Annotated in this window: 25 protein-coding genes; 5 read left to right on the top strand and 20 right to left on the bottom strand. The window is 55.8% G+C overall.

The features are described from left to right. Window positions 1-9: 9 nt before the first annotated feature. From HFN16_RS06670 to mutM, 8 genes are all read right to left on the bottom strand, one after another. A complete protein-coding gene (locus HFN16_RS06670; protein ID WP_168892276.1) occupies window positions 10-645 on the bottom strand; it encodes a hypothetical protein in 636 nt (211 codons plus the stop codon). 17 nt (window positions 646-662) lie between these two features. Further along, window positions 663-986 carry a hypothetical protein gene (locus HFN16_RS06665; RefSeq protein ID WP_247648462.1) on the bottom strand — a complete coding sequence of 108 codons (324 nt, stop codon included), beginning with the start codon at window positions 984-986 and terminating at the stop codon, window positions 663-665. Further along, complete coding sequence (locus tag HFN16_RS06660; protein WP_168890013.1) at window positions 976-1938, bottom strand: metallophosphoesterase; 963 nt, start codon at window positions 1936-1938, stop codon at window positions 976-978. The genes HFN16_RS06665 and HFN16_RS06660 overlap by 11 nt, the downstream gene beginning before the upstream one ends. Continuing rightward, window positions 1928-3271 (bottom strand): AAA family ATPase, encoded by a 1344-nt coding sequence (locus HFN16_RS06655; RefSeq protein WP_168890012.1) that lies wholly within the window; start codon window positions 3269-3271, stop codon window positions 1928-1930. Before HFN16_RS06655 ends, HFN16_RS06660 begins: the two co-directional genes overlap by 11 nt. An 89-nt stretch (window positions 3272-3360) precedes the next feature. Continuing rightward, window positions 3361-4263: a C-GCAxxG-C-C family (seleno)protein gene (locus HFN16_RS06650; protein WP_168890011.1), complete on the bottom strand. Its 903-nt coding sequence runs from the start codon at window positions 4261-4263 to the stop codon at window positions 3361-3363. 18 nt (window positions 4264-4281) lie between these two features. Further along, a complete protein-coding gene (locus tag HFN16_RS06645; protein WP_168890010.1) occupies window positions 4282-5031 on the bottom strand; it encodes a methyltransferase in 750 nt (249 codons plus the stop codon). Window positions 5032-5033: 2 nt separating this feature from the next. Continuing rightward, window positions 5034-6581 (bottom strand): murein biosynthesis integral membrane protein MurJ, encoded by a 1548-nt coding sequence (murJ, locus tag HFN16_RS06640; RefSeq protein ID WP_168890009.1) that lies wholly within the window; start codon window positions 6579-6581, stop codon window positions 5034-5036. A 332-nt stretch (window positions 6582-6913) separates the two neighbouring features. Then, on the bottom strand, window positions 6914-7732 hold the full coding sequence (gene mutM, locus HFN16_RS06635; RefSeq protein ID WP_168890008.1) for a bifunctional DNA-formamidopyrimidine glycosylase/DNA-(apurinic or apyrimidinic site) lyase: 819 nt from the start codon (window positions 7730-7732) through the stop codon (window positions 6914-6916). Between the two features lie 217 nt (window positions 7733-7949). On the opposite strand from mutM, the gene HFN16_RS06630 reads away from it, so the two are divergent. After that, complete coding sequence (locus HFN16_RS06630) at window positions 7950-8741, top strand: transporter substrate-binding domain-containing protein (protein WP_168890007.1); 792 nt, start codon at window positions 7950-7952, stop codon at window positions 8739-8741. A 96-nt stretch (window positions 8742-8837) separates the two neighbouring features. Then, window positions 8838-9854, top strand: coding sequence for a bile acid:sodium symporter (locus HFN16_RS06625; protein WP_168890006.1), 1017 nt, complete (start codon window positions 8838-8840; stop codon window positions 9852-9854). 30 nt (window positions 9855-9884) lie between these two features. Here HFN16_RS06625 and HFN16_RS06620 read toward each other — a convergent pair whose 3' ends face one another. The 5 genes from HFN16_RS06620 to ilvN form a co-directional block, all read right to left on the bottom strand. Next, window positions 9885-11099, bottom strand: a complete 1215-nt coding sequence (locus HFN16_RS06620) for an HDOD domain-containing protein (protein ID WP_168890005.1) — start codon at window positions 11097-11099, stop codon at window positions 9885-9887. Window positions 11100-11134: 35 nt separating this feature from the next. Next, window positions 11135-12013: a protein-glutamate O-methyltransferase CheR gene (locus HFN16_RS06615; RefSeq protein WP_168890004.1), complete on the bottom strand. Its 879-nt coding sequence runs from the start codon at window positions 12011-12013 to the stop codon at window positions 11135-11137. Between the two features lie 173 nt (window positions 12014-12186). Then, the gene (gene buk, locus HFN16_RS06610; RefSeq protein ID WP_168890003.1) at window positions 12187-13278 is read right to left on the bottom strand and encodes a butyrate kinase; all 1092 of its coding nucleotides are present in this window, start codon (window positions 13276-13278) and stop codon (window positions 12187-12189) included. Continuing rightward, window positions 13278-14216, bottom strand: a complete 939-nt coding sequence (locus tag HFN16_RS06605) for a phosphate acyltransferase (protein ID WP_168890002.1) — start codon at window positions 14214-14216, stop codon at window positions 13278-13280. Before HFN16_RS06605 ends, buk begins: the two co-directional genes overlap by 1 nt. 2 nt (window positions 14217-14218) lie before the next feature. Beyond that, a complete protein-coding gene (gene ilvN / locus HFN16_RS06600; RefSeq protein ID WP_168890001.1) occupies window positions 14219-14698 on the bottom strand; it encodes an acetolactate synthase small subunit in 480 nt (159 codons plus the stop codon). Window positions 14699-14890: 192 nt separating this feature from the next. Between ilvN and HFN16_RS06595 the strand changes: the two genes are divergently transcribed. Together HFN16_RS06595 and HFN16_RS06590 are read left to right on the top strand one after the other, a co-directional pair. Then, window positions 14891-16315, top strand: coding sequence for a DASS family sodium-coupled anion symporter (locus HFN16_RS06595; protein ID WP_168890000.1), 1425 nt, complete (start codon window positions 14891-14893; stop codon window positions 16313-16315). 12 nt (window positions 16316-16327) lie between these two features. Then, window positions 16328-17260, top strand: a complete 933-nt coding sequence (locus HFN16_RS06590) for a universal stress protein (protein ID WP_168889999.1) — start codon at window positions 16328-16330, stop codon at window positions 17258-17260. A 4-nt stretch (window positions 17261-17264) separates the two neighbouring features. Here the strand turns inward: HFN16_RS06590 and murI are convergent, their stop codons facing one another. The 4 genes from murI to HFN16_RS06570 form a co-directional block, all read right to left on the bottom strand. Beyond that, on the bottom strand, window positions 17265-18104 hold the full coding sequence (gene murI, locus HFN16_RS06585) for a glutamate racemase (protein WP_168889998.1): 840 nt from the start codon (window positions 18102-18104) through the stop codon (window positions 17265-17267). A 113-nt stretch (window positions 18105-18217) separates the two neighbouring features. Beyond that, complete coding sequence (locus HFN16_RS06580) at window positions 18218-19495, bottom strand: EAL domain-containing protein (RefSeq protein WP_168889997.1); 1278 nt, start codon at window positions 19493-19495, stop codon at window positions 18218-18220. 91 nt (window positions 19496-19586) lie between these two features. Next, entirely contained in the window at window positions 19587-20495 is a 909-nt protein-coding gene (locus HFN16_RS06575) for an HD domain-containing protein (RefSeq protein WP_168889996.1), read from the bottom strand. An 11-nt stretch (window positions 20496-20506) separates the two neighbouring features. Continuing rightward, the gene (locus HFN16_RS06570) at window positions 20507-21742 is read right to left on the bottom strand and encodes an HD domain-containing phosphohydrolase (RefSeq protein ID WP_168889995.1); all 1236 of its coding nucleotides are present in this window, start codon (window positions 21740-21742) and stop codon (window positions 20507-20509) included. 144 nt (window positions 21743-21886) lie between these two features. On the opposite strand from HFN16_RS06570, the gene HFN16_RS06565 reads away from it, so the two are divergent. Further along, window positions 21887-23329 (top strand): SagB/ThcOx family dehydrogenase, encoded by a 1443-nt coding sequence (locus HFN16_RS06565; RefSeq protein ID WP_168889994.1) that lies wholly within the window; start codon window positions 21887-21889, stop codon window positions 23327-23329. 91 nt (window positions 23330-23420) lie between these two features. Here HFN16_RS06565 and HFN16_RS06560 read toward each other — a convergent pair whose 3' ends face one another. From HFN16_RS06560 to ercA, 3 genes are all read right to left on the bottom strand, one after another. After that, the gene (locus HFN16_RS06560; RefSeq protein ID WP_168889993.1) at window positions 23421-23855 is read right to left on the bottom strand and encodes a bacteriohemerythrin; all 435 of its coding nucleotides are present in this window, start codon (window positions 23853-23855) and stop codon (window positions 23421-23423) included. Between the two features lie 285 nt (window positions 23856-24140). After that, a complete protein-coding gene (locus HFN16_RS06555) occupies window positions 24141-25424 on the bottom strand; it encodes an ATP-binding protein (protein WP_168889992.1) in 1284 nt (427 codons plus the stop codon). Further along, on the bottom strand, window positions 25408-26577 hold the full coding sequence (gene ercA, locus HFN16_RS06550) for an alcohol dehydrogenase-like regulatory protein ErcA (protein ID WP_168889991.1): 1170 nt from the start codon (window positions 26575-26577) through the stop codon (window positions 25408-25410). Before ercA ends, HFN16_RS06555 begins: the two co-directional genes overlap by 17 nt. Window positions 26578-26611: the final 34 nt, after the last annotated feature.

The following is a 26611-nucleotide window of genomic DNA, read 5'->3' as shown; positions in this document are numbered from 1 at the left end:
CAGAAATGGCTATTTGACGCGCTTGACCGTGGCCCCGGCTTCCTTGTCGGGACGAAGTTCAAAGATACGGTCGGCGGCCCCGGCAAAGAGGTCCAGCGGATGATGGCTGATGACGAGAAGCTGCAACTCCAGTCGCTGTGCGATCTCGTTAATGAGTTTCATGAACTTGGGGATAAGGGCGGGTTTGAGCCAGCAGTCCTGCTCATCAAGCACCAGGAACGGACGGTGACGTTCGTCCGGAAGCTGTGAGAGGGCTATGAGCCGCAGGCCCACGGACAGGATATTACAGACCGAGCCACCCTGCCCTGTCATAATATCCTCAATTTCCTCTTCATTCCCCTGATTCTGAATCTGGAAATGAATCTGGAGACGGTTATTCTTCACCTCGCGCTCGGTGGTGACCACCCTGTCCTGCCCGAGGATTTCCCGCACGGCATGGGTGAGGTTCAACTCCACCTCATCGAGGATCTGACCGAACAGCGCCTTGGACAATTCTTCCAATCGATCCCGCGCCTTGGGCGCAAGCACAAGGAAGTCTCGCTCGGAGGCCAAGACCGCACGCACACGTTCGTGCTCGACGTGAAGTCCCTCGGCCAACGCGGAAAGGCGGTCAAGGCGACGCTCAATGGCACGCAGCTCAGACATTCCAGCGGAGGTGTCCACTAGCGGTCTCCGTCCACATTGTTTTCCACGGCGGCGAGGTCGGCCTGAATTTTCTGAATGTGTTCGCGGTACTCGGACACAACACGCTCATTTTCCTGCCGTTTTTGTTCAAGAAGTGCTTGAAGCTCTTCAGGATCACTGGTGCCATACTCGGCCTGTGCCTGTGTCTTGAGGGCTTCCAGACGGGAAGACAGGTCGGTCACCTGCTGCTCGGTACGCACTTTCTGGTCGCGGAGCTGTTCATACTGACGGCGAAGGCCGTTAAGCTCCTGCTCCAACTGGGCATCCTGATTTGTCCCGTTTCCGTTGGGGTTATTGATCACCTTGAATGACCTCCTCATAAAGTTCCCAGATCAACTCGCCTTCGGGCGTTGTCCGGGTCACGTTGTCTGTCAAAAATTGCTTCAGGCCCATGCCTTCCTGAGTGCGCTGCCACGCAAGTCTCTCCAATCCTTTAACATAATCGGACTCATCCTCTTCCTGCTCCATCTCCGGCGGGAATTCCTGATTCGGGAAGACCTCGTAAAACGGCTCGAAGGGAACCACCCATTTCTCCAGATCTTCACACCCCGGCGTCCAGATGGCGGCGGCCGGTTCGCGCTCCTGAGAGCGTCGGGAGAAGGTAATACGGGTGATGTTGCCTGGGTTGGCCCAGGTGGTTTGTCCTTTAGTGATAGTCGGTTGCGGACGGTGGATATGGCCATTGATGAGCCAGTCGATGCCGGGCAACTCCTTGATGGAGTAGGCACGGTCAATAAATTCGGGGAATTGGATATTGTGGTGGGAGAGCCAAACCACGGTCTCGGGATCGTCATCTTCGTGTTCATACCCCTTGGGGAGGGGAGTTCCATCCGGGCTGGCGCACACCAAGACCTGCTCATCACCCGTGTCGAGCACGAATTGGGGGCCGTCTTCCTTCATGAGACGTAGCACTCCGGCCGCCTCCAATACCGCAATGGTCACATCCTCGGTGAATCGGGACTGGTATTTGTCATGGTTTCCCACAACGGCCCACACCCGGTCCTGCCCCGTTCTGGCCCCGAAAACACGGATCAAATCCACAAGCATCTTGTTGGAGTTGTCTCTGGGCCAGTGAAACAGGTCACCCAGTATGACAACAGGCATGCCAAGGTCCGCTGCACGGTCCAAACACGCCTCAAGCTTGGTCATGATCTGATCGAGATAACCATCAAGCCGCTGTCCCGGGGGAACATCGGCCAAATGGGGATCTGCGACAAGGAAGAGACCCTTGCCTTGTATGACATCAAGCGTCATGGCGATGCCTCCGATCAAGGAAATCCTCTGCATTCATGTCCGCACCGCATGTGGGGCAGTATCCGAGGGCATTCACCCTGTCTGAAATAGCGTTCTTCAACTGGTCGAGCTGATTCTCCAACCCTCTGAGGTTGCCCTCTGCCACCTGCTGTTGGGAGATGACTGTGTGGATCTCGCCGAGCAGGGCTTGCAGATGACCCGGAGGGGTGATTTCAGGCGGCTCCACAACATTCTGCAAAGCGTCTTCCCACCGAGCACCACGCTTGCCACGGTAGGTCAAGGTGACTATTTCATCAATAAGGGCAGAAAGATGAGCTGTATTTTCCGGCACAGGAGGTTCAACCAAATCAGCCGTAACAGCCTGGCGTTTTCGAGTGCTATCAAGCCCTCGTTCCAAGGCTTGGAGTTGCCCGCAGACAGTTGCAAGTCGGACGGCATCGTACGTCTTCGGAGCTTCCGTCAGATCAGCCAACTTTCCGGCAGCAATTTCTACTCGCTGCTTTGTCTTTTCGACTTGATTCAGCTGTGTGATCATGTGGCATAACCCGCTGATATCCTGTAACTGAGGTGCTGGCGTGATCGCCTTGAGCACGCTTGCAGATGCCTGTCGAATTGTCAGATTATCAGTCAGATTTTTCTCACTGGAAATGACATTTTCCAGCTTTGGAATTTCGTTTTGCAGTCGAATTGCTGCCGACTCCAGTTCTTGAGCCGTTTCTACCTCAACTCCAATGTTCGGCAAGGGCGAAAAACGGTCCATTTCGCCTTCAATTTCGGCCAAACGTGCTTCCAACTCCCGCTCGCGCCGTTTGGCGTCCTGAGTTCGACGCTTGAGCGTGTTCTGCATGGCGAGCAGGTGGGCCGACTCGGTGGAGGCAGCAAAAAATGCAGCGGCATTGGAGCCGGGTTGGTTGAGCAGGAAGACAGGTTCGCGCTGATTACCCACATGGACGTCGACCTCGCCGCCGGTCTCCAGCTCAACAAGATCGAGCCGCATGACCTTGAGCACATCTTCGGGAGGCTTGCGCCCGAACTTCCAGTACTCCTCAGGCTCCTCGGCACCGGGATGCCACAGCTCGTATCCGGATGACCGCTTCTTGCGCACCCAGACCACACGAGTGCCGTTTTCCACCTCCAACGTCACGCGAGCCTCTTTGGCGCCGTGGCGAATGTAGTGCTTGGGCACCGGGTTGGTGGCCACACAACGAAGCCCCTCAACAATGGCGGATTTACCCGTATTGTTGGGTCCGGTCAGGGCGTTCACACCGGGGCCGAGTTCCAGCTCGGTGTGCTCGTGTGCCATGAAATTTTCAAGGACGATCTTGGTAATCATTGCCTTACCGATATTACTATATCAACTTGATTTATTATATATTATTTACAATTGACGAAAAGTTTCCGATCAGCAGAGCACAGTCCGTATTACAGATAGCGATGGCGGTCCATCCATTCTACGAACCACGCCTCGACACCCCTGTCAGCCATGGCCTCATTGTTTGCTTTCCAACGAGCCGCCAACGCGTCTGGCATACCGTGTTCTTCGCACGGGAACTGGTCACACTGGAAGCAGAAATCCACCCCGTGTTCCTTGGCACATTTCGGCACTCGGCAAGCTTTGAACAGACATCCCTTTTCCCGACAGCCCGAGCATGATCCCCCTGCCATAAAATCGAGCAGCTCTTTGAAGGAACCGTAGTTGGCAAACACCGGGTTCATCCCTTCGAACCGTTTCGCGTAAGCCCCAAATTTGTCGCCCAGCTCAGATGTCAGCGTCTGGGCCGCCACCTGTATCGGGCCGCCGTCATAGGCCAGACATTTACCACACGAGAGGCCGCACGGCGCGATCTGCGATTTCAGCATCTCCGCCATCTCCGGGAGATAGCCCTCCCCTCGTAACAGCTCCAGCGCAGTATCTATCGCAAACACAGCGTATTGAATGCATTTTCGGATAAGCCGCTTCTCAGCGAACCGCTCCTGCCCCTCTGGGGTGGAAAAGTCGCAACCGGTCAGTGCGAGGCAATTAATGGAGCCACACTTCTCATTAAACCGCTCCAAAAAATCCTGCACCAAGGCGTAGGCTGGTTCATAGTCGCCCCCCGGCTCTGTCCGTCCGGCATAGAGACCGATGCCCATTATTGCGCCAGAAACAGCACCACATTGCCCATTGGTGCGGGCAGCCCCGCTACAGAACCCGGTGGCCATCCCGACAAGCTGCTTGGGATCTCTACCGCCTGCTTCAGCCATGACGGCAAGGACGGTTTCAGCACAGAACAACTGCCCGTTTCCAAACAGATCGGTCACTCTTTTTTTTACGTAATCACTCATGATTATCCCTTCGGAAACTTATCGATTGCATCTGAGGTACGGACAAAATTCAATAGCCTCTTCCGTCACTCTGGTATCTTGCCCTTCCCCTTCGTGAAGGAATAGCGGCGGCTCAACCTGGAGGCCCGGGCCACCTGCTTTGACCGTCTCCATGAGCACCATTCTGGCGGTCTCGCCGGGACGGCCATACACCATCCGCATACGCTTGGGCTCCAACTTGGCCGCAGCCAATCCGGCCATGATTTCAGGCAGCCGCTCGGGCAGGTGAACGAAGGCAAACTTGCCTCGGGTTTTGAGAGCAATGGCAGCGCAACGAGCAAAGGCGGCGAAGTTGGCGCGGTTCTCAAACCGAGCTGTCTTACGCTCCTCTCCCTGACTCACACGCCCTCTACCAAGCTCCCGATAGGGGGGATTGGAGACCACGAAATCTACCACTTTTTCGGGCCGCCACGCAGTCACGTCACCCTGCTCTACAGAGAACTTATCGATAAGGTGCAGATTGACTCCATTTTCCTCGGCAGCCTCTGCAGCATCTTGATCAATCTCGACGCCCGTTATCTTCAAATCTGGCTGACGAAGGAGCATTGCGATGCCGACAACGCCACAACCGCAACCGAGATCGATGCCCACATGTTGACGCCCCGGAGAGGCAAAACAGGCAAGCAGCAATGAGTCGAGTGAAAAGCGGTACCCACCCTCGGGCTGGACCATTCCGCGCGGGAAATAATCACGCCGTTCGAGTATCGCTTCGGTATCAATGGCAGCCACAACTACGCCTCCTGCCCACGACGCTTGCGGCGGATGCGAGAACGAATCAAATCGGCAAACATACGCGCCTCGTCCATACGAAGCACATAGGCCGCGCCGATATACAGGACCACCAAAACGGGGATGGCTGCCAGCCACCATGGGTCATGGGAAGCGGCAACGTATGCACCAAACCCGACGCCCACGCTGAGGAGCGTTGTTTTCACTGCCGAAGAAAGGGGAACCAGCACGGAACCGCGCTTACGAGCCAGCAACACATGGAGGAGCACAAAATTCAGACAGGAGGAGATACTCACAGCCAAAGCGAGACCGACATGGGCCATGAACTGCATCAACCAGATACCGAAGCCGATGTTAGCGACGAGGCACACCACCGCGATCTTGACCGGCGTTTTGGTGTCCTCCAGCGCATAGAACCCAGCTACCAGAGGACGGGCCAGAGCGATGAATGGCAGCCCGATGGAATAGGCCACCAAAGCGCGGGAGGTGGCATCCACGGCCTCTGCGGTAAAGGCTCCGCGCTCGAATAACAGCGAAATGACCGGGTTAGCCAGCCCTATCAAGCCGGCAGCGGCCGGAAGCGCGATGAACAGGGTCAGCCCAAGCGCCACAGACAGCGCGCCGTCGAACTCTTCCATCTCCCCTTTCGCAGCCAGCCTGGCCAGACTCGGTAAGGCTGCGGTAGATACGGCGATGCCGAATACTCCGAGAGGGAATTGCACCAACCTGTCGGCATAATAGAGATAAGAGACCGAACCCACCGGAAGGTAGGAGGCCAGCAAGGTGCCGAGCAGGATGTTGATCTGGTAGACCGCAGCGCCAAACACAGTGGGCAACATGAGCAGCCCCATACGGGCCACGCCCTTGTTCTTCCACGACCACGGTCCGCGCCATCGGAACCCAGTGGAATGCAGGAAAGGCTGCTGCAAAAGGAATTGCCCAACACCGCCGATAACCACGCCATATGCCATGGAATATGCCACATTAAGTCCGAAGAAATGACCTATCAAGGCTGAGCCGATCAATGCGACATTGAGCACAACAGGAGCAAGCGCGGGGGCCAGAAAGTGATTCCGCGAATTGAGGATGCCCATACACAGGGCCACGCCACAAATAAAAATAACATAAGGGAAGCAAATTCGAATAAGGTCAACCGTAGCCTCAAACTGCTCGAGATTCTTGGTAAAACCCGGCGCTATCCCCATAGTAAGCGGACCAGCCAGCACTTCTGCCAGCACGGTGATGCCGCAGAGCACCACGGCGAGCCAGATCATAGCAGAACGAGCCATCGCCTGCGCAGCCTCTTCGCCTTCTTCTTCCCTAACGCGCGAATATACCGGGATAAACGCCATGGTCAGCGACCCTTCACCAAAGAGCCGCCTCAGCAGATTCGGGATACGAAACGCCACAAAAAAGGCGTCAGCAAAGAGTCCTGCGCCCAGGGCAAAGGCTACGATGACATCTCTAAGAAACCCCAACACCCTTGAAATCAGGGTTGCGCCTGCTACAACAGCAGCGTTCTTTGCTATGGTTTTACCGTGTGTACTCACTTGAAGTCCTGTATTCTGGCCACTTCATCAACCTACTGATTTTATTGACGCCCATTTTTCTAGAAAAGTGTTAGACTTTTTCTATATGCTGATTTTGTTATTTTAATTTTACGAACACACTATGAACATTTTTTCCACAGCATTTCTATGTATGAACACACAATTCACAAATTAAGCTCCTGTTATACATCCAATTACGATCATATTTCTCTCGTATATCACAGGAGCTGCAGTGTCCTACCCATTTTGCAGCACAAATCGCCATGGGGCTACCGCCATTTACGACTTGTTTTCGAACCGAATCTACAACTATCTTTAAAAGACAATTGCAGTTAACGCTTTTGCTGGCATTTCGGACAAAACGTGGAGGTCCTCCCTGCCACTTTTACCGCTTGAAGAGTCCCCTTACAGATGCGACACTCTTCGCCTTTCCTTCCGTAAACATTGAAATTATTTTGAAAAGCCCCAGCGTCACCGGAGGCGTTCACATAATCCCTGATGGAGCTGCCGTTCTCGGCAATCGCCTGCTTCAGTACAGCCTGGATCTCGGTAAACAGCTTGATCGCCTTGGACCTGCTGATACGATGGGCCTTTGTCTCCGGATGGATTCCGGCTCGAAAGAGCGCTTCGTCCGCGTAAATATTACCTATTCCCACGACAACAGCCTGATTGAGGAGCACACCCTTGATGGCGGACTTGCGATCCTTGAGCCGATCCGCCAGCACCTCGGGCGTAGTCTCAAGCGGCTCCGGCCCACATTTGCACAGAAACTCCCATTTCTCCAACTCTCCCGGAGTGAAGGAGCGGACATAACCGAACTTGCGCATGTCGGCAAAGGAAAGCAGGGAGCCATCATCCAGCGACATGAAGAGTCGGTCGTGCTTATCCGGCTCGCGCATGGGGCCATGCACCACACGCCCAGTCATTTTCAGATGAAATCCCAGTGACATGCCGTCAGTCATCTCAATGAGCAGCACCTTGGCCCGTCGGTAGACACGCTTCACAGTGCTGCCCGGCAGTTTGGGCAACAGGGTATCGGCAGGCTCGCTCAACCGAGTCAGATCGGCATACGGCACGGCTTCCACGGTTCGCCCTTCCAAGGTCGAGTGCAGACCTCGGGCGATGACTTCCACTTCAGGCAATTCAGGCATGGCTCTAACTACCTGAAAATGGACAGACTGAAAAGAACTCCGCCTCCCCTCCCAACATTCCGTTGTCATGCATCTATAATTGTTCCTTTTGCCATGAGGACTTATTTTCAAATCTGGTGAAATGGATTCACGGCGACCAGCATTATTCTCAAATCATGCGCGCCTTCGACATGAAAAATCATCCATAGGCATGGAATGCATCTGGAGGACAACACACATGGCAAACCATCTTTCCTCAATAGTTATAGGAGTATGCTTGTCTATTGTCGTGGTTCTGCCGTGCTTGTCCTCGGCGCAAACCCATGACCTGATGTTTGCCACCCAGGATTTTCCACCTTACAGCTACCTTATTGATGAGGACATATCAGGCCCGGCAGTTGAAGTTGTCCAAGCCATCTGCAAAGAGGCTGAACTCGATTGCGGTTTCGAGATGCTGCCTTGGGCGCGGGCACAGAAACATGTTGCAACGGGACTTGCCAACGCTATGTTCCTCCTTGCCAAGAATCCGGAACGAGCATTGTCACTCAACTTCTCCTACCCATTATTCAAAGGAGATTACGGGTTTTTCGTACATAAAACAGATGAATTAGAGTACCAATCTCCTGCTGACATTTCCGGGTATCGTGTCGCGGTGTACGGACCATCGAACACGGCAATACGCCTCCAGACCATCGTGGAACATGCATCAAAGGTGTCAATTGATATGAGACCGGATGATGAATCAGGCTTCAGAAAGCTCAATTCAAGAAGAGTCAGCGCAGTATTTTCCAATAAGTACGTTGGTTTAGCTATGATACACAAGATGAAGATGCACAGCATCCGATACGCCGGCACTGACAGCAGCGTGTTGTACTATGTAGGTTTTTCCAAGAAGTATACGGGGATAACGCTGGTTGATAAGTTCAACGCAGCCTACCTAAGATTACATGAAACACAACAGATCTCGGAAATCCTTAAGAAGTACGACATGGAAACAGTGCCTCCTGACCTTTCCCTCACGAGCCAATAGTTTCCCAATTCGTAATTGAACGTGCCGCGCCCCATGATGACATCTCACAGTTGAGTGTTGTATGCACGGACATCAACCTTCAACCGTGGAAAGACCATGAACGCTGTACGCATACTTCTCGGCTTCAACCACCTGATTCAGAAAAACATCCTGCTCATCGGCATCCTCTTCGCCTTGTGGATGAGCATGCACTTCCCGCTGGATACGTCCGGATTGGGCGCATTTGACATCAACGCCCCGCTGGTGGCGCTCATCTTTGTTGTTCAGGGACTGCGTATGTCCTTTGAAGGGCTTGGGAATGTTCGACAATACGGACTCATGATCGGCGCGGCCGTACTGGTAGCCGTGGTGGGCTACCCGCTTGTTGCAAACCTGCTTTCCATGGCTTTCGGGCTGGAATCGGACTTCCGCATCGGCTTTTTGCTCCTCTCCAGCCTGCCCAGCTCGCTGGAAGCGGCCATGGCCATGGCGGCCAGCGCAGGTGGCGACCCACTCACGGCGGTAATCCTGCTCATCACACTGAATCTGACCGGCATTATCTCCATCCCGGCCAACCTCGCAATCTGGCTGGGCGGTGAGACCCCGGTCAACGAATTACTGGTCCTCAAGAAGTTGCTGTTCTACCTCTTCATTCCGGCCTTTGCTGGCCAGATGCTGCGCCGTTTCTTTCCCCGCCTGCCGGAACGCACCGAAGCCCTCTCCCACTATATGCCCATGGTGTGTATCACCATCCTCGTATACACCTCATGTTCCAAGGAATCCGCACTGTTCCACTCCCTGCAACTGGGTGATCTGGTGAAGATTGTAGCGCCTTGCGTATTACTGCATGTCATCATGATTGGTGCATCGTGGCTGGTCTCACGGAAGTGGCTGAATCTGAAGGAACGCCCTGCGCGCTCGTTTCTCTTCATTACCTCGGACAAGCCCATGTCTCTGTCCGTTGCCTTGTGGTCCATGACCTATGCTGAGCATCATCCGCTGGCCATCTTTCCCATCCTCGTTTTCTATGTAGGACAGGTCGTATTCGACTCGGTCGTCGTGTCGAGACAGATCCGAAAGGACCTCATCGAGCAAGAAAAAGCCGCCCTTTCAGGCGGCGCAAATGCAGGGTGACGATTCTGGATGACGATCTGAAAAAATCGTCTAGAAAAAGGCAGTTAGAATAGTATCGATCTGTTGCCGATAATCTTCGACAGCGCGGTCGAGGAAGCCCTCGTCCAGCCCCAGCAGGGTCCACGCATCTTCATCGAATCCCGGCAGAACGTACATGCCGCCCTCGGCGACCTGAACGGCGTTGGCGAGATTGTCAGCCACATGGATGATGGCAGGCTCGAGCGGATTGGGGAACGCCATGGGGCTGTGGTGGTAGTTGATCATGTCGGAAAGCCCTTCCGGGAACTGCCACGACTTGAGCAGCGGAGCGCTGATGTCTGTGTGGCAGAAATCCAACACCGATCGTTCGGCTTCCACCAGCGGAATAGAGTTCTCGCGGGCAAAGAGCATGGCCTCGGTGGAGGCATACGGCAGCTTCTTGAACATGATGAGCCGCCCGACATCATGCAGCAGCCCGGCAATAAAGAATCGTTCCGGGCTCAAGCCGGTCTGGGCAGAGGCAATGATCTTGGCAAAGATGCCGCAGGTGATGGAGTGGCGCCAGAAGGACTTCATGTCCACCAGTTCCGGCGGGATATCCTTGAAATAGTTGATGGCGGAAATACCCAACGCCAGCGTGGACAACTCCTTGGCGCCCACCAGTGCCACGGCTCGGCTGACAGAATCAATGGTCGAAGGGAAGCCGTAGAGGGGCGAATTGACCAGCTTGAGCAGCTTGGCCGCGAGGCTCATGTCCGTGCTCACCACCTGCGCGATACGATCGGCAGAGGCGCTGTCGTCCTCCAACACTTCACGGATGCGGAAATAAACGTCAGGAAAACTGGCTAGTTCGGTCTCGTGTTTGACGATGGTCTCGGGCGATCCCATTCCCTTGAGGAAGAGGTCGGCCATGTGCTCCACGCTGGCAGCACGGCGTTCGGCAACGTCGGGGAGCGTCCAGCCGCCAGCCACGGCTTTGCCGGTCAACTCCAAGACAACACGGAACAGCTCGATGGACGGCGGGAAATCCGGGTCCACATAGAGAAAGAATTCGCGGACATAGTCCTCGACTTCGCAGAGAGTCTCATCGCTCAGTTCGCATGTGTCCTCGACCTCGGCGGACGATACGCCCACCCGCTCGAGCAGCGTCAAATGCCGCTCCTCCAGCTCGGTGCCGGACTTGAAGAGCAGCCTGCCGTCCTCGGCCTTCAAATCCGAGGCCAGAACCATTCCTGCGGTAAGCTCATCCAAGCGCTTGATAGCCAAACCAGGTCCCCTTTGTTGCGGAGTGTTGCAGTCCCCTAGCCTTCCTTCTTATACGCAATAGTTCCAGGATGATAGATGGGCTTGAACGTCTTGGAAACCTTGTGGAGCGTCTCCGAGTGTCCGAGCATCAGATATCCGTCCGGGAGCAGGTTGTCATAGAAGGAGCCGACAACCCGTTGCTTCATATCCTGATCAAAATAAATGATCACATTCCGACAGAAGACAATATGCGACCGCGGCACTCGCTTGAGCGACATGCGATCATTCAGGTTCATCTGCTGGAATTTGATTAGCTTCCCAACGGCTGGCTTGATCTTCCAACCACCGGGATCTTTGGTAAAATACCGATTCTTGATCTCTTCCGGCGTGGTCTTGAAGGCGTACTCGCCGTATACGCCCTTTTGGGCCCGCTCGATCATGGCAGGGGAAAGGTCCACTGCCGTGATATTGATGCGCCATTTGGCCAGTTCCATCCGCAACACCTCGTGCAACAGGATGGACAGGGTGTAGGGCTCCTCACCGGAGGAACATCCTGCCGACCAGATATTCAGCTCGAGCTTGCCAGCCTTACGCTGTTCCTCGATCTTTTCTTTGAGAACATGATCACGGAATGATTCCAACTGCTTGGTGTCGCGCCAGAAACTAGTTTCATTGGTAGTCACCAGTTCGAACAGCTTGTTCAACTCCTGCGCCTTGTTGGAATCGTACTTGAGGAACTTGACGTAATCCCCGAAAGAGCTGAGCCCAAGCGCGGAAAGGCGCTTGGAAAAACGGCTCTCAAACAGGTATTTCCGCTTGATGTCCACGAAAATACCGCTCTTCTCATAAATGAAATCGCGCAGCTGAACGAACTCGTCGTCCGAGATCTGAACGCTCTTTCTCAGCGAGATGGTATTGGAAAAAAGGGATCCCACGTTTCGCTTCCTCGACATCAGAGGTGTGTGCCAAGGCACCGCCACCTCAGACTTACACTTTTTTACAGTTACATCTGAAACGTACCTGTGATTCTTTTATTTTACAATAGGCTTATATCAACCCTTATTCATACTTGATAAATCGACAACCTCACAACCATCACAAAGCGTGGCTAGACAGGCTCTGCCACGTAAATCCTGGCCGTCTCGATTCCTTCCAGCACTCGCACGGCACCGCCTGCCAGCGAAGCCATTTCCTCGTCGCCAGTCACCACGGACACAGGACCCAAGTAGCTGACCATGCGGGATATTTCCGCAACCAGCGGTTCACTGCGAGCCAGTCCGCCCGTCAGCACAACGCCAGCCACTTCCACCACGCCGTTTTCATCGGCCAACGCCGGAGCGAGCGATGCCATATACCGGGCAATGCCATAGGCCAGCGCCATGAACACCTGCCTGGCCTGCTCGTCGCCGTCGTCCATGCGCTTGACCACGTCACGCAGGTCATTGGTACCGAGATGAGCGTAGACGCCACCTTCACGCAAAATAATCTGCTTTAATTCCGAGGTGCTACGCTCACCGCTTTCCACCATGTCCAGAATGGGAATCACGGGGAGACCGCCGGTACGTTCCGGCGAAAACGGTCCTTCACCGTCCAGCGCATTGATGACATCCACGACCCGGCCCTGTCGGTGGGCCCCGATGGAGATACCGCCGCCCATATGACAGACGATAAAGTTGCTGGATTCATAGGAAATACCGAACTTGGCCGCCGTGGTCCGCGCAGTGCCGCGCTGGTTCAGGGCGTGGAACAGACTGCGCCGCCTGAGGCCGGGCAATCCGGTAAAACGGGCCGCGTCCATAAGCTCATCCGTGACCACCGGGTCCACGATGTAAGCGGGGACGCCCCATTCCTCGGCCAGCTCCCGTGCCAGCACCGCACCCAGATTGCACGGATGCTCGCCATATCTGGCCTGCTGCAGGTCGTGCAGCATCTCGTCATTCACTTCGTAAACGCCGCCTTCAAGGGCATGCAGCATGCCGCCACGACCCGCCACGCCATCCATGGACGCCGGGTCCACACCTGCCTCATCAAGCACAGAGCGGATGGCGGCCATACGAAAATCATGCTGCTCCATCACGCGGTCAAATTCGGCCAGCTCAGCCTTGTCGTGCTGAAACTCCTTTGCCACCACGGCGTTACCGTCGTCGTACAAAGCCACCTTGGTGGAGGTGGAGCCGGGATTGATCACAAATACACGCATCACCCGCTCCTTTGGGCCAGCAAACTGGCCAGCGCAATGGAGTGGAACTTCGACGCATCGGAATCTCCGCGGGACGGCACCACAACAGGCACCTGACTACCCACCACTACCGCGGCCATGGTACAGCCGGACAAGGTGGTCAGCGCCTTGTAAAGGATATTGCCCGCCTCGATGTTCGGGGTCAGGAGGATATCCGCACACCCGGCCACCGGGCTGTCGAACCGCTTGCAGGCCGCCACTTCCTTGGAAACAGCCAGATCAAGGGACAACGGGCCAAGGATTTCGGCGTCACCGAACTCGCCCTGCCGGGACATCTTGGTGAGAATATCACCGTCCAACGTAGCTGGCATAGCGGGATAATTGATTTTTTCCGTAGCCGCGAGGACTGCCACCTTGGGCCGGACCATACCAAGCTTGCGGGCCACATCCAGCACGTTACGCAGGATATCCGCCTTGCGCTGCATGGAGGGTGCGATGTTCACGCCGGGGTCGGTCATGAGCATGAGCCTGCCATCAAGAGGCGACTCGAACACTGACACATGGCTCAGAATCCGGCCCGGGTTGGGCACGCCCGTTTCCTTGTTCAGCACGCCCTTGAGCAGCGCTGCCGTGGAGACCAGTCCCTTCATGATGAACTGGGCCTCGCCCTCACGGAACAGGCGCACCGCCTCATTCACGGCCATCTGGTCGTCCGGCATGTCGATATGCCTGAACGAAGAAATATCCAGACCGCGCTCGTCTGCGATCTTTTGCGTCTCCGCCATATCACCAATGAGAATGGGCTCGGCCACGCCGCGCTCAAACGCTTCTATTCCGGCACGCAACACGTGTCCTTCAGCCGACCGCGCAATGGCCACCTTGGGCAGTTCACCGCCGCGAGCCTGCTCCAGAACGGCCCGTACCAGACCGTCCAGACTTGTCACCGCATCATATGTCACGGCTACTCATCTCCCCGCTTCAGTGCGATCATGCCGGAACGGCACATGGATTTGATACCGTAGGGCTTCAGCATCTGGATCAACCCTTCGACCCGCTCCTGATCGCCTGCCAGCTCAACGGTGATCGTATCCTGACCCATGCCTACGACATTAGCCCGGAATACTTCGAAAATCTGCATCAGCTGCCCGGTGCTCTCCGGCTTCATGGTGATCTTCAGCATCACCAGCTCACGATCCACGAAGTCCTTGCGGGACAGGTCGTCGATCTGGACGATGACGTCGAGGCTATCGAGGTATTTTTCAGCCGCAGTGATGGCAGCGTCATCCCCTTCGAGCCGCAGCACGATGCGGGAAATCTCAGGGTTCTCGGTTTCCCCTGCAGCCAGGGACAGAATATTTGCTTCGGATTTACCGAATTCGGTTGCCAGTTTGGCCAGCACGCCCGGCTCATTTTTCGCGAGGGCAGAAAGTGTACGTTTCAAAGCTCTTCTCCTCATTAGAGTCGTGATGTCACTCTACTGAAAATACCCGACTCCGGCACGAAAGAAAAGGGTTGCAATGGAAAGGGAATTTTCAAGGCACCCTGACCAGAGGTCATATTCCCCGATACCGCACCATCTATTTACCGCTCCCCCCTTGGCGTCCTCGGCAAAGCGGTATACACTCCAAGTATTGTGATCCATTACGTACGTGAAAAGCGGTGGTTCTTCATCACCCTCATCATTCAGGCGGCCATGATACTGGGGCCGGTACCAAGCGGCGTCTCACCCGAAGGCTGGCGCGTGCTCGTCATGACCGTGGGCGCGACCATACTCTTCATCACCGAGCCTATCCCTCTGCCTGCGGTGGCCCTGCTGATCATCCTCGGCCAGGTCTTCCTCATGAAGCTGGACTCATCGGTGGTGGCCAAATCCCTCATGAAGGATTCGGTCCTGTTCATCATGGGGTCCCTCATGCTGGCCGTGGCTTTGGTAAAGCAGAAACTGGACAAACGACTGGCTCTGTTTATCGTCAGTGTGACGGGTTCAAATACTTATCGTATTGCATTTGGTATTTCGGTTTTCTCGGGCATCCTTGCCTCATTCATTGGTGAGCATACGGTTGCGGCCATGATGCTCCCGGTGGCCATATCGCTCCTGCAACTGGCCACCGAAGATCCGGACCAGCGCCGCGCACTGGCGCTCCTGTTCCTGTTCTCCATCTCCTACGCCTGTGCCATGGCCGGTATCGGTACTCCCTCGGGTGGCGCGCGCAACGCCATCATGATCGACTACCTGCGCGACTTTTTCTACGCCACGGATGACCCGGCCACCTACGGCTACAATGTCAGCTATCTCAGCTGGATGATATACGCCTACCCCATCTTTCTGGTGCAGCTGCCCCTCATGCATCTCATCCTGCGCCACACCTTCAAGACCGACATCACCGACATGGCCCCGGCCGTGGAAAAGCTCAAGGAGCAGGTCGGCAGCGAAGGCGCCCTCACCGGCAGGCATTATGTTGCAATCATTCTGTTTTTACTGACCCTTATCGGCTGGGTATTCTTCTCCTCCGAGGTAGGCATGGGCACCATCGCCATCCTCGGTGCCACCCTGTTCCTCGTGACCGGCCTTGTCCGCTGGCAGGATTTGAACTCCGGCGTGAACTGGGGTGTTGTCTGGCTCTATGCCGCTGCCATCTCCCTTGGTGTGCAGATGCGCGATACCGGTGCAGCCGCATGGGTTGCGGGACTTTTCATGGACGCCCTCGCCCCTGTGGGGCTGGATTCCGGCATCGGCCTGCTGGGCGCGGTCATGCTGCTGACCACCTTCATCACCAACACCATGAGTAACGGTGCAGCTGTGGCGGTCCTCGGCCCTGTAGTTCTCTCCATTGCCGTTGGTTCTGAGACCAATCCCCTTGCCGTGGGCATGGTGACTGCGATATCCAGTGCTTTCGCATACTTCACAGTCATCGGCACCCCGGCCTCCACCATTGTCTATTCCTCGGGCTATCTCCGACCGCCCGACTTCATGAAGGTCGGCTGGCGCATGGCACTGATGTCGTTTGCCGTGCTGCTCATCGCATCGAAAACATATTGGCCCCTCATCGGTCTGTAAGGAGTCGTCACCATGTCCGACAAACTATCAACCCGCATCCTCGTCTGCATTGGCGGCGGCCCCGAGGCATACACCGGTCTCAAGTTCGTGCATCGACTGAGCGAGGAAAGCTGTGTGGACATCGCCCTGCTCTATGTCCGTCCTGTGGACAGCGGCCTCAAATCCGGCGGCATGGAAATACGCGTGGCCCGTGAAAACGTCCTCGACTGGGGCATTGAACTGCCCGGCATGGCCCACCTGAAAAAGGCGCAGGATATTCTGGTGGATCTCGGCGAAATCTCCGGTGAGATCGATGAAAGCTGGCACCACCATGAACTCTCCGGCGACCCTACCGGCGAATTTGTCCGTGAATACCGCAATGCTTGCGGCGGTCGCATATCCTTGCGTCTGCGCACGGCAGAAGACGTCACCACGGCCGTGGTGGACGAGGCTGACCGTTTCGAGGCGGATATCATTATTGTTGGAGATAACACAAAGCCGGTGGAGGGGTTACGCAAGCTCATAACCCCACGGCAACTCTCCCTGAAGATTGCAGCGCATGCCAATTGTTCTGTCATCGTGGCCCGCCACCTCGAACCCGGGCATGGGCATCTCGTCTGCGTCCAGAACAATGACCTGACCCGCGCCATGCTCCCCAAAGCCGTGCACCACGCCCACACCTGTGGTTGCCCCATCTCCCTCCTCTCCGTGGCCGAAAAGGAAGAGAAGCGATCCGAAGCTGAAGAAGCCGTCGAGATGGCAGCCCAGTTCTTCCGCGACAATGGCATCGATCCCCACGAACAACTCGTGGAGGTAGGCGACCCGGCAGAAGTCATCACCGAACTCGGCTACGACTTTTCCCTGATCATGGTCTCCGAGTCAGAAAAACCGTGGTTTGCCAAGGGATTCAGCGTTGCCCATGACGTGGCAGCCAGAGCTCGCAACTCTGTAATGATTGTGAAGTAATCGCTTATAAATCAACCAATTCGACTTCGCTCTCGCCGATAGCCGTACCCAGAAAACGGGTACCGGTGCGGGCGAACCGTGCCACATCGTCGGTGGTGAGATAGTGGACTGTCCCGCACTCGCCTTCGGCGCGGCGCATGGAGAGCCGCTCCAGTTCGGAGAGCACGGTCTCTGCCGTGGTGGCAGCGGAGTCGACAATGACGGTGGCCGGATCGACCACGTTGCGAATAGCGGGTGCCAACAGCGGGAAATGGGTACAACCGAGCACCAAAGTGTCTGGCGTTACAGGCGATTCCGTTCCCGAGGCGGGCTTGAAAATGGGATCAAGATAGCGAGCAGCCACAGCTTCAGGAATATCGCCGTCAACCCATCCTTCTTCCGCCAAAGGAACGAACAGCGGGCAGGGATGGCCGATGATGCGTGCTGCTGGAGAAATGCTATGAATGGCGCGCTGATAGGCTCCACCGTTGATGGTGGATTCCGTGGCGATGACCGCGATGGTGTCGTTGCGAGAGGCCCTGCAGGCGGCCAGCGCTCCGGGCTCGACCACGCCGATGACCGGAATGTCGGGGTATGCTTCACGGAGTGGCCCCAGCGCCACGGCAGAGGCGGTGTTGCACGCGATGACCAGCAGCTTGATACCGCGGTTAACGAGTTCGGCAGCGCATTGGACTGCGTAACGGGCAACAGTCTGGGGGGATTTGGTGCCGTAAGGCAGGCGCGCAGTGTCGCCGAGATAGATGACATCCTCGCAGGGGAGGCGTTCCTTGAGCGCTTTGAGGACCGTCAGTCCGCCCACGCCGGAATCGAACATGCCGATGGGAAGTCGTGCCTTTGCATCCATGGTTCAAGCTCCTTGCGCGGCCCTGCCGCGCCAACAGCCGGAAACCAACACATTTTCATGAAAATGTCTAAAGAGAAATGGATGTCCCTGATAAGACCGGGAAAAGGAGCGGATCAGTCCTCGAATCCCTTGCCGTCACCATCATCATGGTGGCTGGCAACACCCAGCATGCTCTGCGCCCAGTTACGGGACTGAGCGTAGAGGAGATCGGCTGCCCGGCTGTCCAGATTGAGCTTCTTGAGCCGCTTGGTGGTGTCGGCCCAGTGCCCGTGTTCATAGCACTGGGCCAGGGTGATCATATCCCTGACATTGCCGTCCCGGGTCAAGCCTTCAACGATGGCATCATCCAAAGGCAACTTGCCCAGGACCTCTTCCATCTCGATGCCAAGCATGGCGTCAAGCAGGGAAAAGAGTCCGGTGATGAACATGGTGTCCGGTGTACACGTCCCACCCTTGGTGCTGGAGCACAACGCCTCGAGGAACTTGGCTCGCTGCACCGCCATATAGGCGAGCTCAGAGGCCCTGGGCGTCGTATTCATATCTGCCAGCACTGCGGAACGGAGCCACTGCTTGGCCTGAATCATGCCCATCATGTCGATGGCCCGCTTGAGGGACGTTACCTTGGAGCGAAGGCCGAAGCCCACGGAGTTGATGTAACGGAACAGACGATAACTCAGGTTGGGATCAGACTGGAGAATCTCTGCCAGTCGTCTTGGCTCAAAGTCACCGGACAACTCGCTCAAGAGCTGCAACTTTGTGGCTTCATTGGTAGAAAGCTTCTTTCCGGGAATAATCTCAGGCTTACTGAAGAAGAACCCCTGGAAGAGAGAGAAACCTGCACCTCGAAGGAATTCAAAGGTCTTCTGATCCTCGACCTTCTCGGCCAGCAGTGTGGCGTTGGGCGCCGGCACGTTGGCAATGGCTTCCTTGATGCGCTCCGGGTCGGAGTCGAGTTCCAGTATGTCGATCTTGACGATGTCGGCGAGATCAATGAAGGGCTTGAGCTGTGGCTGACCAAAATAATCGTCCACCGCAATGGTATACCCCGCCTTCTTGAGACGGCGCACGGCATCCAGCGTCTTTCGTGTGGGACGGACATGTTCCAGCACTTCCACCACGCACGTTTCCGGTGGCAAGGCAAACCCTGCGTCGTCCACCAGCATGTCTTCCGGGAAATTGATCAGGATATGAATATCGGACGCCAGTCCTTCCAAAGCCAGACTCAGGCCATCTGCAATGACTGAAGATGTCGCATGCGTCTCGTCAATGACGTTAGCCACATTCTCGTGCCCAGAGCGAAACAACAGCTCATAGCCCCACACGGTTTCATCGGCATGGAAGACAGGTTGACGGGCAACGAATACTAATTCAGCAGCAGGAGTTTCAGTCATGATTTCATATTACTCGATTTTTCATTAGGTACAAGTAATATGACGACCTCTCGCCCATGAGTGAATTATAAAGTTGGAAACAACCGCACCTCTACTTCATGGCCTCCAGAGCAAAACCGCCACGACGCAAAGACTTCATGAAGCAATCGAGATCATCATTGCAACCGGAAAGTATACTGTCGAGATAATTCAAATTATTATTAATTGCTTCCTCGTACAGATCACGATCAATGCCCCACCGACTATTGAAGTAGGCACCCATGTACTTGTCGACCTTGCCCAGATCGTTGTCCAATCTCTTGCGTGCCACTTCCTGATAGAAGTTGCGTGTCTTGAGGAGCAGATCAAAGGCGGTGTCATATCCCGGCAGCTTGGCCTCCTTGAACTCCTCGAACAGGAGCAGGAGCTTCTCCAGGTAATACCGATCCGCAATCTGGGCGAGCAGGTCGGCAGAACCGAGGAAATACCCCATGTAGCGCATGGTGGTAGTCCGGAAGGCGATCTTGGAGGGCGGCATCATCAGAATCGTGCAACGAATACAGTCCGCGATATCCTCAATACTGTCATCGGACAAAACGTCACCGAGATTTTCCCGCATGAACTGGATGGATCGTTCCTCGTGCCCCACGGTATATTTGGCTCCGGTGCCAGTCTCGTCATCCTCGGTCTGAATCAGCCCAACGTCATGATAGAGGGCAGACAACAGGCCGCGGGTAATGGCGCGCTCCGAGTACTCGTGCCCCTCACACATGGCACCGTAGATCAAGCGGGACATAGCCAGAACCACGGAGCAGGTGTGTTCGAAGTTATGATACTTGGTATTGCTCGCCCTGTATCCCGGATACATACCAAAGAAAAGGCGCTCGATATCACGAAAAACCCTATCGAACAGGGTGCCATCATATTCGGGATGAAATTCCCGCACCACTCCCAAAACCTCACGACGCACGCAATCCGCGTCAGCCGGGTCGACAAAGTCATAGAGGCGTTCTTTCTTCATGCGTTCCTCCATTACCCTTTCCACTGTTCCTTGTACTTGGCCCGAATCGCCTTGATGACGTCAAAAATCTCAACAAATATCTCAACGATTTCCGGATCGAAATGCGTACCGGCATCGCTCTCCAGAATGGAAATACATTTCTCATCCGGGAAGGGATCCTTATAGGACCGGGGCGACGACAGGGCATCGAACACGTCGGCCACGGCACAGATACGCGCGCCAAGCGGAATATCCTCGCCGTTCTTGGGCTCACCCATCTGGACCTCGGGCGACCAGATGTCCGGAGTAACCTTGCCGGGGTAGCCCCGCCCTTCCCACTTCTCATGGTGACACAGGGCGATCTCCATGCTCATGCGGTCCAGGTCCGAGGTCAGGTTGTTGAAGAGGCGCGCCCCGAAAATGGTGTGCATCTTGATGACGTCGAACTCCTCGTCCGTGAGCTTGCCCGGCTTCTTGAGGATGGCATCCGGGATACCGACCTTGCCCACGTCGTGCAGCATGGCAGCCAGACGCAGATTATCTCGAACCCGTTTGATTTCCTTTGCAGACTGTTTTCTGCGAGCCGCCCAGGTGCCGTAAATTTCAGCGCAGTACGCACCCACGCGCTGGACATGGGCGCCCGTCTCCGTGGGGTCGCGCAGCTCGGCCATCTGCATCATGCGCAGGATGAGCTCGCGGTTCATAATACCGCGCTCAATGGCCACGGAAGCGTTGTTACAGAACAGCGGGATATATGTCCGGGCGTCGTCGTCGAAGGGGACCACCTTGCCCATGTCGTTCTTGGCGTTGATGAGCTGCATGACACCCACCAGACGACTCTCCTGCGCGATGAGCGGGATGGTCAGCATGGATGTGGTCCGGTAACCGGACTTCTCATCAAAGGACTTGTTGAACGAGAACGGCAGAGTCACGTCCAGTTCGTAGGCATCGTCAATGGCCAGGCTGTTACGGGTCTTGGCCACGTATCCCACAATGGACTGCTCACTGATGGGAATACCGAAATTCTGATACAGGGCTGCGTTGGCCCCTTCTCCCTTGAACAGGGTATCGTTCTGGACGAAACTGAAGATGAGACTGTCCTTGTCCACCAGGAAGATGGAACCAGCATCCGCATTGGAAAACTTTCTGGATTCATAGAGGATTTTATCCAGAATCGTATCAACGTCCTTGAGCTGGTTGACCTCGTCCGTGGTCCTGAGGATGGTGAGAACCGGGTTCTCCTGATTCCGTATCTGCTCGTCAGTCATGACTTCTCCCTATGGTTATCTCAATGATATCGCCCAATCCCCGCAAAATTGCAAGGCACCACCCGCGACAGATCGACCGCTCTCTATTGCCATCCTTGGAGTGTGTGATATGGTGCGCTCTATTGCTCCAACGAGGATAACGCCATGGCAAATGACCTCAGTCCCATACTGAACTACCACTTGGATACTTCCCACCAGCGCGGCAAGATCTCCGGGCGCACCCTCAATCGCGAGGAGTATCCGGTTCCGTTCAAGCTGTATCGGTCTCCCAAGCCATTCCATCTCGCCCACGACCTCAGGCTGCCGAACACCTCCCTCGGCAAAAGCCTCGACAAGCACCCTTTGCCCAAAAAGCCCAATATGCCCGGCATCCTGGCCGCCATCTGCAATCTCACGGCGGGCATCAGCCAGGTACGCCGCCATCATGACGGCAACGTCTTTCATTTTCGCACGGTCGCTTCTGCCGGAGCTCTCTACCCTGCTGAATTTTATATCGCATTACAAAACGTCAGCGGAATGACTGACGGTTTGTATCACTACTGCCCTTTGGAACACACCCTGACCCAGCTCCGCTCCGGGTATGTTTTTGGCGCCCTCAGCGGCACGGCCCCCATCGTCCGCTTCTATCTGACTTCCATTTTTCATCGCAGCGCATGGAAGTACGGTCCCCGGGCCTACCGCTACTGCCTGCTCGACACCGGACACATGGCCGAGAACCTGCTCCACGCCGCCCGCATCCACGGCATGCCCGCCCGGATCGACTATGATTTCAAGGACAACGCCGTAAATCGCTTTCTGGCCGTGGACCCGGATCAGGAGGGGTGCTTCGCAGTCATCCACTCCCTTGGGTGCAGTTCCCAGACCGATGTGGACGACACGGTCCCGCCTCTCACTGGCGACCTGCCCCTGTTCAGCCGCGCTGCACCTACGGCAGAGCCGCCCGAAGGGCTCATGACCGCGCACAAGGCGACCTCTTCCTTTGCCCGCTGCCCTGCTCCGCGGGAAGCAAGCTCCTCGCTCCAATCCACCCCCTTGCCTGCACCAGCGTTGGAAGGCTCGGTCACGACGGCCATCATGAAACGTCGTTCCAGCCGCAACTTCATACCGATCAAGGCCAACACCAAGAATTTAGTGGATATTATCTCGTACCTTTGCCACGACACGCCGCCCATTTGTTCCAGCGCGTTACAGGTCGGCTTCATCGCCAGCCCGAACAGCGGGCTCACCCCCGGCTATCACCTCATTGATCGAGACAACAAATCCACCATGCTCATGAAATCCGGTGACCTCATGGCGGCCTCGGCCCGCGTCTGTCTGGATCAGAGTTGGTTGCAGAACGCCGCGCTGCACATCGTCTTCACAGCCGATCTCCACGCCCTGAACAACCAGTGCGGGCCGCGCGCCTATCGCTACGCCCATCTCGAAGCAGGCAGGCTCGGCCAGCGGCTCTATCTGGCCGCCACCTCCAAGAATCTGGGGGCCTGCGGGATCGGAGCCTTTTTCGACTATGAAGCCGCAGAGTTGCTCTCGTTGCCCTTCGGCAATTCCCTGCTCTATCTCGTGGCAGTGGGACCTGTTCGCAAATAAAAACGCCCGGATATTAGTCCGAGCGTTTATACAATCAGATTAGGAAGTCGCCTTCGGCGGGATTGTTAGGTGATTTCGCCTCTGGCGCGGGTTATTTATTTGAGAGCCACTTGTCGACTTCCTGTTGGGTTTCGGTGGCAGCAGCGGTTTCAGCAGCCTCGCGTTGGGCCTTGGTCCGCTTCTCCTTTACGAATGCAGCAAACTTCATGTCCTGCTTGAGGATGTGTTTCACCAACCACTTGGCCAGGAATTCCAACACATCATTGGGCGAGACCTGTTTTCCCTTCTCCAATTCATCCAGATATTCCTTGACCGTGGTAGTCATCTCCGCATGCAATTGGCAATGGGCCTCAAACTCGGGGTATCCCTCCTCCTGCATCAGGCTCTCTTCATCCCGGAAATGGTAATTTGTATAGTCATACAATTCCCGACAGATTTCACCCAACAGGTCCTCAGCCACCCCGGCCCGAATCACGGAAACCAGACTGTTTACCAATTGGATCAACCGCTTGTGCTGGTCATCCACTTTCCCCACCCCAATCCGCAAACTAGGATGCCATTCAATTTTCCTCATTATTACAACTTAGACAAAGATATACCGAGAATCAACACTATAATACCCCACATCCAAATCTTCCCGAAGGCGAAGCAGCGAAGCGCCCTTCGCCCTCGCCCCAAACAACGTGAGGCGCGCGAGAGTGGTGCAGCTGCAAGACGACGGGTATGTTTCAACCGGAGGCGTAGCAGCGCTACGTCGAGGATTGAAACATACCCGGCAACGCAGCAGATGTACCGCTATCGCGCGCCGAGGCTACTTAATAACAGGAAGGGTGAAGACGAACTTAGCTCCCGAAAACGTCGACTCGGCCCAAATGTGTCCGTGATGGGCTTCGATGATCTTTCGGCAGATGGGAAGGCCTAGGCCGGTACCCCGGGGACGCTCGTCATCAAGGGTGTCCTTGGCCTGAGTGAACTTGTCGAAGATGGTCTCCAGCATGGGCGCGGGAATACCGATGCCGGTGTCGGTCACGCTGATACGGACATGGTCCTCGACTAACCTAGCACAGCAAGTGACTGTTCCCTGAGAGGTAAACTTGACGGCATTGGAAAAGAGATTGACCAGAACCTGAATGATACGGTCGAAATCCGCATCCACATTGGGCAAACCAGAGTCAATATCGGTAAGCAGCGTCAACCCTGACTCGATGAACAACGCGCTGGTTGCATCCATGGCTCGGGAAATAACCTCGTTGGGGCTAATCGGCCTCCGCTTGAACTCCAGCTTGTTGGCTTCCAGCTTGGCCAGATCCAGCACATCGTTGATAAGACTCGTCAGACGCTCGCCTTCGGACACAATGATGTCGAGGTTCTTCTCGACCGTATCCATGGACTTGGCCACCTGCGTGTCATCGTTGATGTTTACGGCAGGATAAATCGTATCGAGCAGCTTCTTGCGAATGAGCTTGGTGAAGCCGATCACCGAGGTCAGCGGCGTGCGGAGTTCATGGGATACGATGGAGAGAAATTCGGACTTGGCGCGGTTGGCCCGCTCCAGCTCGCGGGTGCGCTCGCGGACTCGTATCTCCAGCTTGTCGTGGCTCTTGCGCAGTGCTTCCTCGTTGCGCTTTCGCTCGGAAATGTCACGCGCCACGATAACAGCCCTTCCCCCGGTCTGCGCCTTGACCGTTCGGATGGAAAGCTCCACAGGCACTGGAGGACAAGAGCTGCACTCAGAGCAATTGAACTCGGTCTCCAGGCTGAGATGTTCGCTGTTGGATGAGAACAGATTAATGGCATAGCGGGCGATATGATCCGGCAGCAACTCACGGAACTCCTTGCCCGTGATGTCTGAAGCGCTGCACCCGAGCATGGGTTCTATGGCACCGGAGGCATCAAGGATCGTGCCTGTGGTGGCATCCACCACAAAGATGGCGTCGGAAATACGGTCCATCAGCGCGCGGAAATGCTCCAACTCCTCAAGACGTTTCCTGAGTTCCGGATAATAGCTCTTTGAGATGGAGTTTTTACCGAGCCCGATCAGCTTTTCGCGCTCGGCTGCCGGATCAACCGGCTTCCGGTCAACACGCCTCTTCATAAATGCCGATAACCTCGTCCGCCGTAGGCTGCTTTGGGTTGGTGAGCATACAGGCATCGGCCAGCGCGTTCTCCGCCAGGGGCAAAAGGTCGTCCTTGGTCATGCCCAGTTCGCAGAGATTGTCCTCAACGCCCACAGCCTTCTTGAGCTTGCGCACAGCGCCCAAGGCCTGCTCTCGCACTTCATCAATTGGCGCGCCTTGAGGAATGGAAGCACCCAGCGCGTTGCCCAGCTTGCGGAACCGCTCCGGGTCGGCATCGAGATTAAAGTCCATCACATGGTCCAGCAAAATGGCATTGCACAGGCCGTGCGGCAGGTCCAACAGACCGCCGAGGCTGTGCGCCATGGCGTGGACCGCACCAAGGATGGCGTTGGAAAACGCAAGCCCGGCGTAGGTGGAAGCGAGCATCATGCCGGTACGGGCTTCTACGTTATTCGGCTCTTCCACAGCGCGCAGAAGGTGCTTGTGTATCAGCCAGACCGCCTCAAGGGCGTTGAGATCGGTGATGGGGGAACTGGCGTTGGAGACATATGCTTCCACCGCATGGGTCAGGGCATCAAGCCCGGTGTAGGCGGTGAGCTCCGCGCCCATGGTCATGGTCAGCAGCGGATCGATCAGTGCCACGTCCGGCACCATGGTCTTGGACACGATGGCGATCTTCACTTTGCGCTGCGTGTTGTTGATGATGCAGAACTGGGAAATATCAGCAGCGGTTCCAGCCGTAGTGGGGACGCAAAGCAGCGGCGGACCGGGGTTGGAAACATTATCCACGCCCTCAAATTCGAGCACGTGCTGGTGGTTCGTGCAGACGATGCCGATGGCCTTGGCGCAGTCCATGGGCGAACCGCCGCCCACGGCCACAATGGCGTCGCAGTTGGTCTCCTTGTATATTTCGGCACCAGCCATGACTTCATGATCGCGAGGGTTGGGAGAGACGTCGACAAACAGCTCGCTGCGGATTCCTGCTTCGGAAAGGCTGTCGATAACCTGTCCCGGGGTGCCAATGTTCTCAAGGACCGGCCCGGAGACCACCAACGCCTTGTGGATGGAAAGGTTGGCGGCAAACTGTCCGGTAAGACTGCCTGCTCCAGCGCCGAAGACAAACTCGGGTGCAACGAATTTTCTGAGTGCACTCACATCATATTCACTCATGATGATATCCCCCCTCTCCCCAGGACATGGATTT

Source organism: Pseudodesulfovibrio sp. zrk46 (genome assembly GCF_012516435.1).
Taxonomy (GTDB): domain Bacteria; phylum Desulfobacterota; class Desulfovibrionia; order Desulfovibrionales; family Desulfovibrionaceae; genus Pseudodesulfovibrio.
This window is presented reverse-complemented; position numbering and strand designations above follow the sequence as displayed.